The following is a 13,273-nucleotide window of genomic DNA, read 5'->3' on the forward strand; positions in this document are numbered from 1 at the left end:
GTGACCACAGTGAGGTGTGTGGCGGTGAGACCGGGGGATCAGTCCCTGGCTTTTGCCTCGGGATCCCGACCGGTCGCTTCGATCAGACAGCGATAGCTTTCTTCGCGCTTGCCACTGGCGGTGACCTTTTCAATCGACCAGCGCCCGCGCATGAAATCCGGCCAGGTACCGTCGAGCACCAGCAGACCTTCGGCCGCCAGCAACGGATCGCCCGGACAGGTGACCTTCAGCTTGTATTTCTCGCGCAGCATCTTGCGCACTTCGGCCTCGCCGATGGCTTTGGCTTCTTCTTCGCTGGCCAGTTTCTGGCGGATGACCTTATAGGGTTCGGAACCGGTGATCACTTCGCGCAGCTTGCCGAGCGCACTGTCCCAGAATGAGGTTTTGCAACCCTGATTCTGGGTGCGGGCGGTTTCTTCCAGCGTGGCGCTGATGAAGGCGTGATCGCCCGGTCGATTGTTGTGGGTGACCGCCAGCCTGACGTCCGGTATGACCTGGCCCGACAGGTTTTTGAGCTGTGCCGGTTTCGCCAGTACGTAGAGGTCGTTGAACGGTTTGGCCACCGCGTCGTACTTTTTCGCCAGGCGTGTGATGAAGCCCATGTCGGTTTCGTTCGACTGGTCGACATGAGCGATCCTGATCAGCGCCAGTTCGGGATCCACGCGCGGCGAGAATCCGTGTCTCGAGACCAGCTCGCGAAACAGTCCGCCAAGGGTTGTAGGGCCATGACTGGCCGTGCGCCGTTCCTTGAATCCGGTGTCGTCCTTGCCGCTGAAAGGCGCGGCGGTCGCGACCAGCGTCAGGCGCAGCGGGAACAGCGTGGGTGTCAGTCGAGTGACCTTGAACTGGCCTTTTTCGACCAGCCCGGTCTCCAGATACCCCACCCGCAACCCGATGGTTCCGCCCAGGGTCGGCAAGCCTTCAAGGCCTTCCAGGTCGATCACCAGCGTCAGTTGATCGGACTCCATCCCGGCGGCATCGATGTGTTCCCAACTGATCAGGCGCTGGTTGAGCAGGTCCTTGTGGGCGCCGTAGATTTCGATCGCCGGCGTAAATCCCTGTGCCATGCAGCCTCCTTAATCCCAGGCCAGAACCGGTTTGATTGCGGCGGGTTTCGAATCGAGTTCCGGCAGCGTCACCCAGACACCGGCCGGCAGGATCGGGCCCTGCTCGGCCAGGGTCGGGTTGAGTGTCCACAGGGCTTCTTCGGCGCTGTCATCGCTGCGACCGGTTTCGCGGTACAGCAAAAGATTCACCGAATCACCGGCCACGCTTCGTACCTTACGCATTGTTGAACTCCGACAATCCGATGACCCACTTGATCACCATCGCGGTGCCGTCATCGATGACCTCGCTCTGGTTTTCGTCGATGCTGTTGATCCGCCACAAACCCCAGTTGCGGCCGATGCCGTCAATCAACGGCAACGGTGCACGCAGTGCTTGCAGCGCACGAAGTTCATCGAGCCGTTCCATCCCCACGGCGTACATCGAGGTACCGGAGATGGTCAGGGTTTCAGGCTTTTGTCCTGTCTGATGGGATCTGGGTTTGCTGTTGAGGATCTGCAACTCGGTCCAGCCACCCTCGGATTTTCGCGACAGCGTGCTGTAGGCAAAATCCCGGGACAAACCGAAGATGAAACTGCCCAGTGCCATTTGTTGTTTCATGTACCGGCTCCGTCAGTCAGGGCTGCATCACGACGCGTCCCGAGTGGGTTTCCGCCCATCAGCAGCGGCATGAATTGGCCATGGAATTGACCGGAAATCTGTTGCTCGATAATCGACTGAATCTGTTGGGCAGTGTCGGGGGCAGGACAGTTGACCTGGATCGTCGGAGAGAAGGAAACCTGCTGGTTTTGCGTCTGTGCGCCAGCCAGGTCTTTGGCGACTTCGGCCGGCGGTGCGAGTTTGTCCGGCGCGCTGGACATGAGTTTCTCACCTAAAAAGCCTCCTCCCTCAGCGCCCAGCCATCCCCCGACCAGTCCACCAATCAAACCGCCAAGTGCAATGCCCGGCGCCAGCCCCACACTTCCTATGGAGGCGCCGATTGAGCTGCCGGCGACCGCACCGGCCCAGGCGCCACCAGCGGCACCGAGACCTTGCGCGATCTGCTGTTTGTCACCGCTGGCAATACCTGCGGCGACAGCCGAAGCACCAATCGCCGCCTTCGCCTGCCAAGGCATCCAGCGCGAGGCCGGCTGCACCGATGCGAGCACAGGCTCCAGCCCCGGGGCAGCAACCCTTGCAGTCTGTTCGAGTATTTTCAGACCGTTGCCAGCGCTGGCACTGCGACTGGCCAGAGCCAAGCCCTGAGTTTCAACCACGGCCGTCGCAGAGGTTGCTGCAGACAAGCCGAGCTTTGAACGACCGGGAAGGTAACTGGCAGCTTTATCAACGATCCATTTGCCTCCCCGATCTTTTAGCTCACCGACCACCGCATCGGTCACGGCGTCGAACACCGGTTTGATCCAGGCCGTCGCCGTCAGAACTGCACCCGTGGTTTTCGGGTAGGTCTCGGCCAGATCGCTCAGCCTGTCTATCGAATGGCTCTCACCGGGCGTTTCGATATCCGGCGCCAGTGCATTGCCTTTGGCGACCGCCAAACGTTCCTCACGGGCATTCCTGATGTTCCATTGCCCCTGCTGAGTATTGGCAAGTGCCTGTGCGGACTCCCTTACCGAGCTTTTATCACCCAGCTTCGATGTCGCGTATCGGCTTTTGTCGCTGACCAGGTAAAAGGCTTCGTTCACCTTGCCGAGGTCCTGAGACAGCGACAACGCGGCGTCTCCACTGTCCGCGAACAATGTCCGGGCCAATGTCGAGCGCTGCTCCACCGGTCTGGTATTCAAGGCCGCAAGCACCGACAGAACAGCGCCTTGGGCATTCTGTTTGTCAGGATCACGCATGGCTTCGGCCACTGCCTTGGGATCCAGGCCCAGTTGCTTCCAGGCACCTTTCTCGGCCATCGAGGCTTGATCGCCCTTGCCCAGTGCATCGGAAATGTTCTTCAACGCATTGCCGGCATCGTCTTTTTTCGCGCCGCTGTTCAGCAGCGCTGCCGTCAATGCCGCGGCCTGCTCAGGCTGCAAGCCTGCGCTGATTGCCGCCTCGCCTGATTGCTGCAGAACAGAACCAATATCAGCCGCCTGGACATCTCCGGGTATTTTGCCGAGATGATTGGCCGCATCCGCCAGATCAAGGGCTTGATCGCGCGAGAGCTTCATCGAAGTGCGCCAGACCTTCAACATTTCACCGGCTTCCAGCCCGGTAACTTTGAATGCCGATGCAGTAATGGCCGCATCGCTGGCAAAAGTGAGCAATTCGCGTTTCTTGCCCTCGGCGTTTACCGCTTCGCTGCCGACTCCCGCCTTGGCTGCCAGTGTTTCAATCCTGACCAGCTCAACCCCGGTAGTGCCTCCGGCGGCCACCAGAGTGGCACTGGCCATTTTCAGGCTAGTGAGGGCCATGTCTTTCCCGTCATCGCGGGAAAGCTGCGCCACACTCGCAAGAGTGGCCGCTGCCGAATCCATGGTCATCGCCGCCTTGCGCGTCTCGGGAGGCTCAGCGCCCCCGGAGGATTTTTCCGGTGTTTTCTGCCCGCCGGATGACTCACTCTTCGCTCCGGCACTCGCAGCCTGTGGCAACCCACGCAAGGCGGACAGGGTCACGCTCAATGCATCGATTGCCGAAGTCAGCAGCACGATTTTTCCGCTGGCCGTCAGCAGTGCCTGGCGCAGGTCGCTGGTCTGAACCAACGCGGTTTGCCCAGCACCTGCGAGCGCAGCCCTGCTCAGAGTGATACTGCCAAACCCTGCGCCGGCGCTGTCGCCGGCATTCATGAGCGAAATCTTGCTCTCTGCCATGCCGCTCTACTCCTGTTTCACGCCAAGGCGAGTGATCGCTATGTCGTAGCGGCGCAACGCCTTTTCGGCGTCCCACTCCAGAATTTCCGCCTCACTTACCGGGTAAATGAGCGGCACGATATCGAGGATTACTTCGATGTCGCGTTCTGAAAGAAGGCCGCCGGCTGGTTTAAAAAATCGTCGATGCGCACCTGCAATTGCGTCCAGTCCGGCACGCTCAACAGGGCCAGATCGGGGATCATCAGGCCGGTGCAATGGGCGGTGATGAACTCGGCGCGTTCCTTGGCCGTTTTCAGTTTCTTCATCACTTTGGTGGCCCGCAGCGCCGGCATTTCCAGACTCAGCGAAGTCACGGTGCGGCCGGTGACGGCGAGCGGCAACAGCAGTTGCACCTGATCGGGATCATCGGATTTTTCCGCGTCTTCGACCTGTTCGAGAAAGAACGACGCCGGACGGGTCGAGAATTCGTGAACGTACTGCGCGATGGTCACGTAGTCCGGACGCTTGAGCTGGTCGAGTTCCTTGACCGACAAGCCGGTGGCCAGCAGCGCCAGTTCGAAGAACTGGTCGTCTTCGTCGTCGCCGGCGCGTTCCAGTGCTTCTTTCTGGGCGGCGTAGAACAGCGGCTTGAGCTGGATCGATTCGATCTGCGAGCCGTCGTCGCCGGTAATCGGCGACAACAGGTCATGCTTGGGTGGCATCCACGACATGTATGAATTCCTTGGTGATTCTTGAGGGGTGTTGCATTCCCTTGTGGGAGCGGGGTTTGCCCATTCCCACAGGGTTTTGTGATTGCCTCTGGCCGAGACTTACGGCATCAGCACCGCACGACGGGCATCACCGAGGATGTCGACGCCGTTGAGCACGAACTTCTGGGTGCGCACGTCGATGTCGATCACCGGCACGCCGTTTTCCAGGCGGGTGTAAGTCCGGCAGGAGAGCTCCAGCGTGGTCTTGGGTTTCTCGCCCATTTTGATCGTGCCCTCATCGAGGATCTTCAGCTTGCCGCCCACGGTGTGGTAGGTGAACCAGGTGTTGCCGTCCTGATCCTGACCGGCTTCGCGCACGTTCAGCAGGATGTCTTCGCCCAGCTTCACACCCAGTGCAAGCATGATTTCCGGGCCGGTGCCCTGCAGGATCAGCTTGGCGCCGAGTGCCTTGGCGCTCTTGGCCATTTCCTCGACGATGAAGCGCCCGCCCGTCATGTTTTCCACATCGAATTCGATCTTCGGCGGGGTGAATTCCTCCACGGTCGCCGACAGCGGCAGGCCTTGCAGGGTGGCCGCGATGGCTTGTCTATTACGGTTGGTAAACATTAGAGAACGTCCTCCAGGAACTGCTCGATGATTTCATCGCGGGCGTTGAGTTGATAAACCATGTGTTCGTTCGGCGCGTAGCGGCCGTAGTCGATGACCACGTACCAGGTGCCGTTCTTGTACTTCTCGACGCTGTTGAGTTCCGGGTGCAGATACACGCTGCCGCCGGGAATGGTTTCGTCGGCGACCAGGGTCTGCAGCCAGTCGTTGATGCGTTTGACTTCCTGATCCATGAACGACTTGGTCAGGTTCTTCGCCATGGCTTTCTGGCCGGCCTTCACCAGCTTGCGGCTGATCGCGTCTTCCAGACCGACGTAGCTGATGAACTTGCCGGTGATCGAACGGTTGCCCAGCAGCGAGAAGCCGCCAAGGATGGTGCGGGCGTAGTAGCTGACGCCGTAGCGGTTGAGCAGATCGCCTTCGGTGGAGGTGTCGAGGATGTTGTATTCCACGACCCGCGACACGTCTTCGGCGTAGGTCACCTGGTTGCCCGGGCTTTCCCATTGCTTGACCTTGGCCAGCGCGGCAATCGCCAGACTGGATGGCGCGAGGAACACGTTTTTCTTCGCCGCTTTCGAGTACACGGCAGGCATGTTGTGCACCACCAGGCAACGGTCGAAACCGAGATCCGCACCGCCCAGTTCCTGGCTGTACAGCACCTGATCGGCGACCGAGACGTCCTTGCCGTCCAGCACCACACGGGCCTTGATGCGCTTGCCGAACGAGGCGAACTCGCTGGCCACAGCCTTGGTGCCGGTGAAGCCCGGCGCGCCGATGATGGTCAGGTCTTCCGGGACACTGCCCAGTGCGGCCAGACCGAGCTTGCGGCCGGTGGCCGGTTCAACACCGCCGATCACGGCGTTGACGGTATCGGCCGGGGTCGCGCCCGCTTCGACGATCACCACGTACACCGGCACCTTGACCACTTTGAGGATCTGGTAGACGGCGTGGTACAGGGTGCCCTCTTCGGAACCTGTCGGATCGAGCAGCGCATGGGTGGTGAAGCTGTTGATGCGAAACGGTGCGTTGCGCGGAATCAGCGGATCGGCTTTCGGCGCGGTGCCGACCAGACCGATGACGTTGTCGCCCAGGCCCCCCATGGCCTCGGGGGATTCGGTGGCATTGACGGTAATGCCGTTGTGCTCGAAGTTCAGAACCTCAGCCATAGTCAGTCAGCCTTCTTGGCAGCGGCCTTCACGGCCTTGGTGGTAGGTGTTTTCAGCTCCAGTCGACCGGCGCTGTGCAATGCGCTGGCTTCGACGTCGAGCAGATCGAGTTCCTGGCCGACGCTCGACCAGTGCCCACCGCCGGTGGGGAATGGAACGAGCACGGTGTAGGTTTGGCGGGTTGCCATTTTTCGTTTCTCCATAAACGGGAAAGCCCCTCGTTGGGAGGGGCTTGGCGGGTGTTGAATGAATTGGGCGTCAAAGAAAACGCCCCGGGGTGCGGGGCGTTTTATTGTGGCTCGGAGGTCGGTGAAGCTGGCATGGAATCGGGCCAGCCTTCCTTGAGCATTTCATCGGAGTACGTGCCGTCCTCGATTGCCTGGAGCAATTCCAGTTCGCGGTCGAAACAAGCCTGCACGTGCGCCCTGACAGCTTTGGCAATCGCGAGAATCTGCTGCGCGCCGATCTCGACGAAACCCTCGAGCGTTTTGAAGTTGCAGCGGTAATCAGGATCGAGGATCGCCGAGATGCCAGCGCCATAGATCATCCCCGCGCTGTCACGGGAGGTTGCAACAGTCAGACCTTCCACAGAAACGACCGCGTCCTCCCGCTCATAGCGCTCGTCGGCGACCCGTTGCGCATAATCAGGAGTTACTTGCGGGAAAGGCGCTTTGACAATTTCATCGCCTACTCGACGCCAGATACCATCGGCCTCCTGGGTCAACCTGATAAACAACTTGTCATCGACTTTGACTGCCGAAGCGGGGATCGGGTGAACCCCTTCAATCAGGCAGGTTTGCAAGTTCGAATTCTCGTCAAACAGTGCGTATTTCATGATCTCTCCTTAACTGCCCACCGCGACCCAATGAAAGACCGTGACCCCGGGAAAGGTATGTTTTCCATAAAACGAAGTGAGACTTGACACACCGACATCCACATACCCGTTCACTGCCGACCCTGGGGTGTAGTTCAATGTCGCGTTCAGGCTGTACATGGCATTGGGAAACGCGATCGGGAATGCGGTGGCGATGTCCGTACCACCATTTCCGGAGACCCTGCCCCACTGAATGATCAATCCACCGAGCCAGGACGGGAAAATGATGTACCCGTTGATTTCCTTGAGAATCTGAAATCCCCAGCGGAGTTTTTTGGGTGTCACGATTGTGGTGTCGTCAGCCCCGGCATCGGTCAGCGCCTGAGTGGCGAGTTTGGCTGTGCCGTGTTTGATTTCGGTCGCTTGCTGGGCCAGAGGAGCCAGCGCTGCGACATCAATGCTTCCCTGATTGACCGGTGCGTTCCAGGCTTTGATGCACCACATGACGGCGAGGTTGCGCGGACGGGTGCCAACCAGGTGCCCATCAGTAAACAGCGCCGCCTGATTCAGCGATACAGGGGAGGTGATTTCGCCAGAAGAGAAAAATGCGGAAGGATAGTCGGCCGCAGAGGCAACGTCGCCTCCAAGTACCGGGTGAGACTTCCCACTATTGTCTGGATTGAGTTTCCAAGATGAGGCGGCAGCTTGGATAGCCTGCGCTGTCGAGGTCACCGCATCGTGCGCAACCAACGTCGCTTTTTGCCAGCTACCGATTGTCCGACCAGCGTCAACACCGCGACCATGATCCCAACCACGCAGAAACTCACCGCGAGATTCCGGCAACCGGAAGTTGCCCGCACCTTCGTCCCCCTTGTTGAACTTTGTGCCGAGATAACCCGCCAGATCCGGATAGGTCGCAATGCTTTGCACACTGCCGTCCAGCTCCAGATAACCGGCAGGAACGACGCCCGTTGGAAACGACAGGACAGCACCGACCGGAACGGAAGATTTGAGCTGTGCGACTTCATTGGCCAGTGCGGCGACGTCGATGTTTCCCTGATTGATCGGCGCGTTCCAGGCCTTGATGCACCACATGACTGCAATGCTGCGCGGACGGGTTTCCGAACCGCCAGTGGCAGTCGTCTGTGGTGTTCCGTTGCTGTCGGAGCGGTTGCCACGAGCGACCTTGTCCTGGCCAAATCCGCTCGGATTGGCAGGCGCATCAACCTGGTGAACGTGAGACTTAAGCTCATCAGGCGCCCAACTGCCAATCGCCCGACCTGGGTCTACACCTCGCCCATGATCCCAGCCTCGCAGGAACTCACCACGTGATTCCGGCAACCGGAAGTTGCCTGCACCCTCATCACCTTTGTTGTAAGTGGTGCCGAGATATGCCGCCAAATCCGGATAAGTCGAAGTGCTCTGCACACTGCCATTCAACTCAAGAAAGCCGGGCGGTACGATCCCCGTCGGGAATGCCATGACGGCACCCACCGGAACGGCAGATCCAAGCCGGGAAACTTCCTTGACCAGTGCCGCTACGTCGATGTTTCCCTGATTGACCGGCGCGCTCCAGGCTTTGATGCACCACATGACGGCGATGTTGCGGGGACGGGTTTCAGAGCCACCGACAAACCCGGTCACATTACCGCCATCGGTCACTGCATATTGCCCTGACCCCGCTACAGTCCCGACCGCAATATTCGAAATGCCCTTTGAGTTGTCGGGAATATGGGTATGGCTGTGGGAGCCGAAGAGGTCACTCTGTAAGGCGCCTATCGCCCGTCCCGGGTCAACTCCGCGCCCATGATCCCAACCCCGCAAGAACTCCCCACGCGCTTCCGGCAACCGGAAATTCCCGACACCCTCATCCCCTTTGTTGAACTTGCCACCCAGATAGGCGCTCAGGTCCGGGTAGGTCGCGCTGCTCTTGACGCTGTTGTCCAACTCCAGAAAGCCCGGAGGTGGCGAGTCAACCGGGAACGCGACAATCGACCCCACCGGCAACGCCGATGCCTTGGCAATCAGCGCCTCGACTTCAGCCTTGGTGTACGAATCCTTGATACCAAAACCGGCCAGCGTGTCGGGATTGGAGCCGGCCGTCGCGCGGCCATATTCGTCGACGCTCAGACTCTTGTAAGTCCCGGCAGCAATCCCGGTACGCCCCGCGAGCATCTTGAATGTCAGCGCGGTAGTGCCGAGGGTGATCGGCGCATTGGTGGTCAGGTGCCACAGCGAGTCGCCATTGAGCGTGCCCTCTTCCACCATCACCGTCAGGCCCGGGGTGACCTTGGCGCTGACGTTGGCATCGTTGGCCCGAATCCAGTCGCCGTTCGCCACAATCCACAGGCCGTTGTCCTTGGCCAGGGTCTGGTTCGGCAGCAGCACGCGGTCACCGGCGATCACCGCTACGCCGTCGATCTGCTGCGCGCCGTTCAACACCACGTTGGCGGTGGCGGCGACGCGCACCGACTGTTTGCCGTCGAGTTTGCCGAGTTCTTCGGCGAGGTAGCTCATGACCCAGGCGCGAGTGGCCTTGACCACGGTGTCGTCGATCAACAGCGTCACCAGCGAGGCATTGCTGGTCTCGAAAATCGAGCGGATGTAGAACTCTTTGCCCGAGCCGGACGTGGCCAGCACCGGTTTGAACGACTCCGGGTATTTGACGATGGCGTAGAGAATCCCGGTGTCGGTCCACAGTCCGGCTTCACGCACATACCAGCCGCCAACGTCTGGCGGAATGGTCACTTCCGCGAGCAGCCAGCTCGGATTCTTCTCGTCCTGGAACAGCGCATTGAGCGGACCGCGCCAGACTTCGCGTTTCAGCGCGGTAGCCGTCGCGGCCGGGTTGTAGACCGCGCCGCCGCCATCGCCGACGGAAATCTGCGTCAGCTTGATCGGCAGGCCCGCGGCCTTGCACGCCGTTTCGTAGGCAATCCCTGCGTTGGTGAGCAGGGTGTAATAGTCAGCCATTCAGGCCCCCTGAGGATAAATAGTGGATGTTTCGACGGTGTACAGCGCAGCCGCCATGAAGGCCTCGCCGGATGTCTCGAGCCCTTCGATGAACACCGGATAGACCGTGGTCAACTCACCGCAGAAGGTCGCGGCGCCGATGACGTGATTGCCGAAGGCGCTAAGCCCTACCGAAACCGACAGCATGTCCCGCTCGCTCTTGGCATCAGCCAGGCGCCGGTCGAGACGGGCGTCGATTTCTTCGCTGTAGGGTTGTTCGCTGAAGGCCCGCACGGAAAAGCTGTAAGGCTCGCCGGGCGGTGTCTGTTCGTACCAAGCGCGGATTTCCGGCCTGAGTTGCAAACCTTTGGCGGCGTTCTCCAGCGCCTTGCGAGTGCCGGCCTGGCGCGCGGTGGGCCAGGCCAGTTCGACGGTCAGGCGTTTTTCTGCTTCCGGTGCGTCGGTGCTCCATTCGGCAACACCACGATCCGCCGCCAGATACGGCAGGAACGCGACAGGTGTCGAAGCCGGGTTCATCAGTTCGGGAAACGGCGGCGCGACGCGATCAAGCAATGCGCCGAAGCCGATGTCGAGGGCCCGTTCCAGCGCCGAGCTGTTGGCTGGCAGCAGGGTCGGACGCGGTGTCTGATCGGTCATAGCGTCTGCACCTCGACTTCGACCGCCGTGCAGTACGGCGCTTGAAATGCGCTGCACACGATGGGCGTCAGCGGTTCAAGAATCTGCAATTGCACGGCGCCGGCGCTGTGCAGCGTGTAGTCGATCCAGCTCGGATCGACCCGGCCTTCCAGGCGATGGCAACTGTCGGCGTAGGCCTGCAAATGCTGCTGCGCGGCGACCTTGGTCAGACCCGAATCCGGGCCCGAATTGATCTTTGCCACGACGCGGATTGTGTAGCGCTGAATCTCTGCGCCTTTGACTGTGACCTTGTCCGTCTCCGGACAAACATCGGGCCGGGCAAAGTGTTGGCGTACACCTTCGAGCAGCGTCGGGGACGGTGTACCGTCGCCCTCGCGGGCAAGCACGGTAACTTGCACTTCGCCGGGCGCGGTGCGGCGACCATTGCCATCCTTGACCTGCGCGGCGAGGCCGTCCGGGTCGAAGGTGTAAGTGACATTCACAACACCCGCATCGGTGGATTCGACTTTCACTGTCGGCCGTTCACCGAGGGTGAACACCTCGCGGCGATACTGCATCCGCGAGCCCGCCGCCGGCGCATGGGGCGCCAGGTAATAGCGCAGCCGGGCGTCATCATCACTCTCGTAAATCGCAGGCACCGGCGGGAATGCCGCCGGGTCGCCCGGATCGAGCAACTGTCGCTCCAGGCCCATGTCCGCCAACCGCGCATCAAGATTGCTGCCGGTGGCCCACCACGCCAGCATCTGCTTGATCCGGGCGTTGTATTTGCGTTCGTGGGTTTGCAGGCGAACGCAGAAAGCCTCCAGTGCCAATGTCAGCAGTTCGCTTTCGTTTTCCAGGCTGGTCTTGAGCTTTTCCGCGCTCTGCGGCGAGCGTGCGCCGACGTACTCGACGACGAAGGTCTTGAACTCGGCGAGCAGATCCTCGAAGGCATCGACCTTGATCAAGGAGGGTTCGGCCAACTGGTTCTGGCCAGGGATCAACATGCTCATGTCACGACCTCGAAAGTCTGTTGGCGGTTTTTCCAGGTGCCGGCAAATCGCAACAGCAATCCCGCGCCCTGTCGGGTGGCGACGATCACGCCGGGCTGGAAATCGCCGATGCCGTTTTGCGGGTTGTAGAACGCCTGGGCCGCGTGGCTCTGGGCGAGCAACAGGATGTCGTCGCCCAGGTTCTGCCCCAGCAGCGTGGGGATCAGCGAACCGTACAAGGGCCGTTTTTGCCGGGTGCCCAGCGGCGTGGTCAGGGCCCGGGTCGCGCGCTGCACGAATTGCAGCCAGTCGTCGACCGTGGCCCCGCTGTCTCTATCGATTCCGATCATGGGAAGCTCTTGATTCAGGGGCTGATGACACGGCCTTGGTGATCCACCAACGGGCCGCTGAAATGCACGCCCGAGGCGTCGATGGTCAGGCCGACCGCGCCCAGTTGCAGGTTGATCGCTTGCGGGGTCATCGCCAGCCGTGCCGGACCGATGCTCATCACAAGCGCTTCGCGAGAACCGTTGAAGGCGGCCGGACCGTTTTGCCAGTGCAGCGTGTGCGTGGCGTCGTCGTAGCCGCTTTCGCTGCCGTCCTGATGGACGCGACGAGTCAACGTCGGGATCGTCGAGGTCGGCGGAAAACGGTCACTGTTCAGGCCGAACAGCGCCACGCTTTGTGCACCGCTTTCGCCGCTGCCGTAGTTCAGCAGCAGACACTGTTCGCCCACCGTCGGGATCCGCGACTCGCTCTGCGCGCCGGCACTCGGGTTGAAGAACTTGATGGCCGGGGTGAGCAATCCACCGTGGCTGACCCGGCAGGTGTTACTGGCGGCATCGACTTCCTGACAGATGCCGATACGGCAATAACTCTCGGCGCGCCGGTGCAGGTCTTCGATCTCCGCTTCCATCTCGGCCAGGCGCTCGATGATCGGGCCCAGCTGCATTCGCAGTAACGCGTCGAACATCGATCAGGCCTCCAGCGAGGTGTATTGGTCGGGATCGTCGATGTCGCTGACTTCCCAGGTGCGGGCGAATTTCGGTGTGCCGAGCGGGTCGTCGAGCAAGGTCGGGCCAAGATAGAGGGTCTGGTTGAATGTCAGGGTCCACGCCTTGTTTGGCTGATCGGCGCGAATCGCCAGTGAAGGTAATCCATCGATGTTCATCGGCAGATCGCATTGATCGCCGGGCAAGCCCCAACGGTTGTCGGTGACCAGATTCTTCAGGGCGGCGATCAGGTCACAGGCGGCAAACGCCGTGGCAGACAGCGCCGGAATGACTTGCAGCGACAGCGTCAGCACATGGGCAATGCGCCCGGTGGCGGCGCGCTCTCCCGATGCATTTCGCTCGATGTCGATCAGCACCCAGGCCTTGTCGCCGGGGGTCGTGAAGTCATCGTGATTACCGACCTGCACGTTCAGCTCGGAGCTGTTGCGCAAGGCTGTCGCCATCGCCGTGAACAGCTGCGAAGGCTGCTGGATCGGTGTGGGCATGCTTGACCTCCTTTTTCTGATGTCCACGCGAAGTCCCGC

General features: G+C 60.8%; 15 protein-coding genes. All 15 read right to left on the bottom strand.

What is annotated here, in order from left to right:
- Positions 1-38: 38 nt before the first annotated feature.
- The 15 genes from CAF77_RS25745 to CAF77_RS25815 all read right to left on the bottom strand — a co-directional run bounded on the left by CAF77_RS25745 (position 39) and on the right by CAF77_RS25815 (position 13,234).
- Positions 39-1,067 carry a hypothetical protein gene (locus tag CAF77_RS25745; protein ID WP_064379040.1) on the bottom strand — a complete coding sequence of 343 codons (1,029 nt, stop codon included), beginning with the start codon at positions 1,065-1,067 and terminating at the stop codon, positions 39-41.
- Between the two features lie 9 nt (positions 1,068-1,076).
- On the bottom strand, positions 1,077-1,289 hold the full coding sequence (locus tag CAF77_RS25750; protein WP_064379039.1) for a tail protein X: 213 nt from the start codon (positions 1,287-1,289) through the stop codon (positions 1,077-1,079).
- Positions 1,282-1,665, bottom strand: a complete 384-nt coding sequence (locus CAF77_RS25755; protein WP_064379038.1) for a phage tail protein — start codon at positions 1,663-1,665, stop codon at positions 1,282-1,284. The genes CAF77_RS25750 and CAF77_RS25755 overlap by 8 nt, the downstream gene beginning before the upstream one ends.
- Complete coding sequence (locus CAF77_RS25760; protein ID WP_064379037.1) at positions 1,662-3,860, bottom strand: phage tail tape measure protein; 2,199 nt, start codon at positions 3,858-3,860, stop codon at positions 1,662-1,664. Before CAF77_RS25760 ends, CAF77_RS25755 begins: the two co-directional genes overlap by 4 nt.
- A gap of 128 nt (positions 3,861-3,988) precedes the next feature.
- Positions 3,989-4,570, bottom strand: a complete 582-nt coding sequence (locus CAF77_RS25765) for a phage tail assembly protein (protein WP_064379036.1) — start codon at positions 4,568-4,570, stop codon at positions 3,989-3,991.
- A gap of 99 nt (positions 4,571-4,669) precedes the next feature.
- Complete coding sequence (locus tag CAF77_RS25770) at positions 4,670-5,176, bottom strand: phage major tail tube protein (RefSeq protein WP_064379035.1); 507 nt, start codon at positions 5,174-5,176, stop codon at positions 4,670-4,672.
- Positions 5,176-6,342 (bottom strand): hypothetical protein, encoded by a 1,167-nt coding sequence (locus CAF77_RS25775; RefSeq protein WP_064379034.1) that lies wholly within the window; start codon positions 6,340-6,342, stop codon positions 5,176-5,178. The genes CAF77_RS25770 and CAF77_RS25775 overlap by 1 nt, the downstream gene beginning before the upstream one ends.
- Positions 6,343-6,344: 2 nt before the next feature.
- The gene (locus CAF77_RS25780; RefSeq protein ID WP_039771239.1) at positions 6,345-6,530 is read right to left on the bottom strand and encodes a hypothetical protein; all 186 of its coding nucleotides are present in this window, start codon (positions 6,528-6,530) and stop codon (positions 6,345-6,347) included.
- A 101-nt stretch (positions 6,531-6,631) separates the two neighbouring features.
- Positions 6,632-7,177, bottom strand: coding sequence for a DUF4376 domain-containing protein (locus CAF77_RS25785; RefSeq protein WP_064379033.1), 546 nt, complete (start codon positions 7,175-7,177; stop codon positions 6,632-6,634).
- A 9-nt stretch (positions 7,178-7,186) separates the two neighbouring features.
- Positions 7,187-10,129, bottom strand: coding sequence for a tail fiber protein (locus CAF77_RS25790; protein ID WP_085655606.1), 2,943 nt, complete (start codon positions 10,127-10,129; stop codon positions 7,187-7,189).
- The gene (locus CAF77_RS25795) at positions 10,130-10,765 is read right to left on the bottom strand and encodes a phage tail protein I (RefSeq protein WP_064379032.1); all 636 of its coding nucleotides are present in this window, start codon (positions 10,763-10,765) and stop codon (positions 10,130-10,132) included. It lies immediately after the preceding gene.
- On the bottom strand, positions 10,762-11,757 hold the full coding sequence (locus CAF77_RS25800) for a baseplate J/gp47 family protein (protein WP_064379031.1): 996 nt from the start codon (positions 11,755-11,757) through the stop codon (positions 10,762-10,764). The genes CAF77_RS25795 and CAF77_RS25800 overlap by 4 nt, the downstream gene beginning before the upstream one ends.
- Positions 11,754-12,086 (bottom strand): hypothetical protein, encoded by a 333-nt coding sequence (locus CAF77_RS25805; RefSeq protein ID WP_007954853.1) that lies wholly within the window; start codon positions 12,084-12,086, stop codon positions 11,754-11,756. The genes CAF77_RS25800 and CAF77_RS25805 overlap by 4 nt, the downstream gene beginning before the upstream one ends.
- A 14-nt stretch (positions 12,087-12,100) precedes the next feature.
- Positions 12,101-12,709, bottom strand: coding sequence for a phage baseplate assembly protein V (locus CAF77_RS25810; RefSeq protein WP_064379030.1), 609 nt, complete (start codon positions 12,707-12,709; stop codon positions 12,101-12,103).
- 3 nt (positions 12,710-12,712) lie between these two features.
- Positions 12,713-13,234, bottom strand: a complete 522-nt coding sequence (locus CAF77_RS25815) for a hypothetical protein (protein ID WP_064379029.1) — start codon at positions 13,232-13,234, stop codon at positions 12,713-12,715.
- Positions 13,235-13,273: the final 39 nt, after the last annotated feature.

The sequence above is a fragment of the Pseudomonas sp. R15(2017) genome (genome assembly GCF_002112685.1).
Taxonomy (GTDB): domain Bacteria; phylum Pseudomonadota; class Gammaproteobacteria; order Pseudomonadales; family Pseudomonadaceae; genus Aquipseudomonas; species Aquipseudomonas glycinae.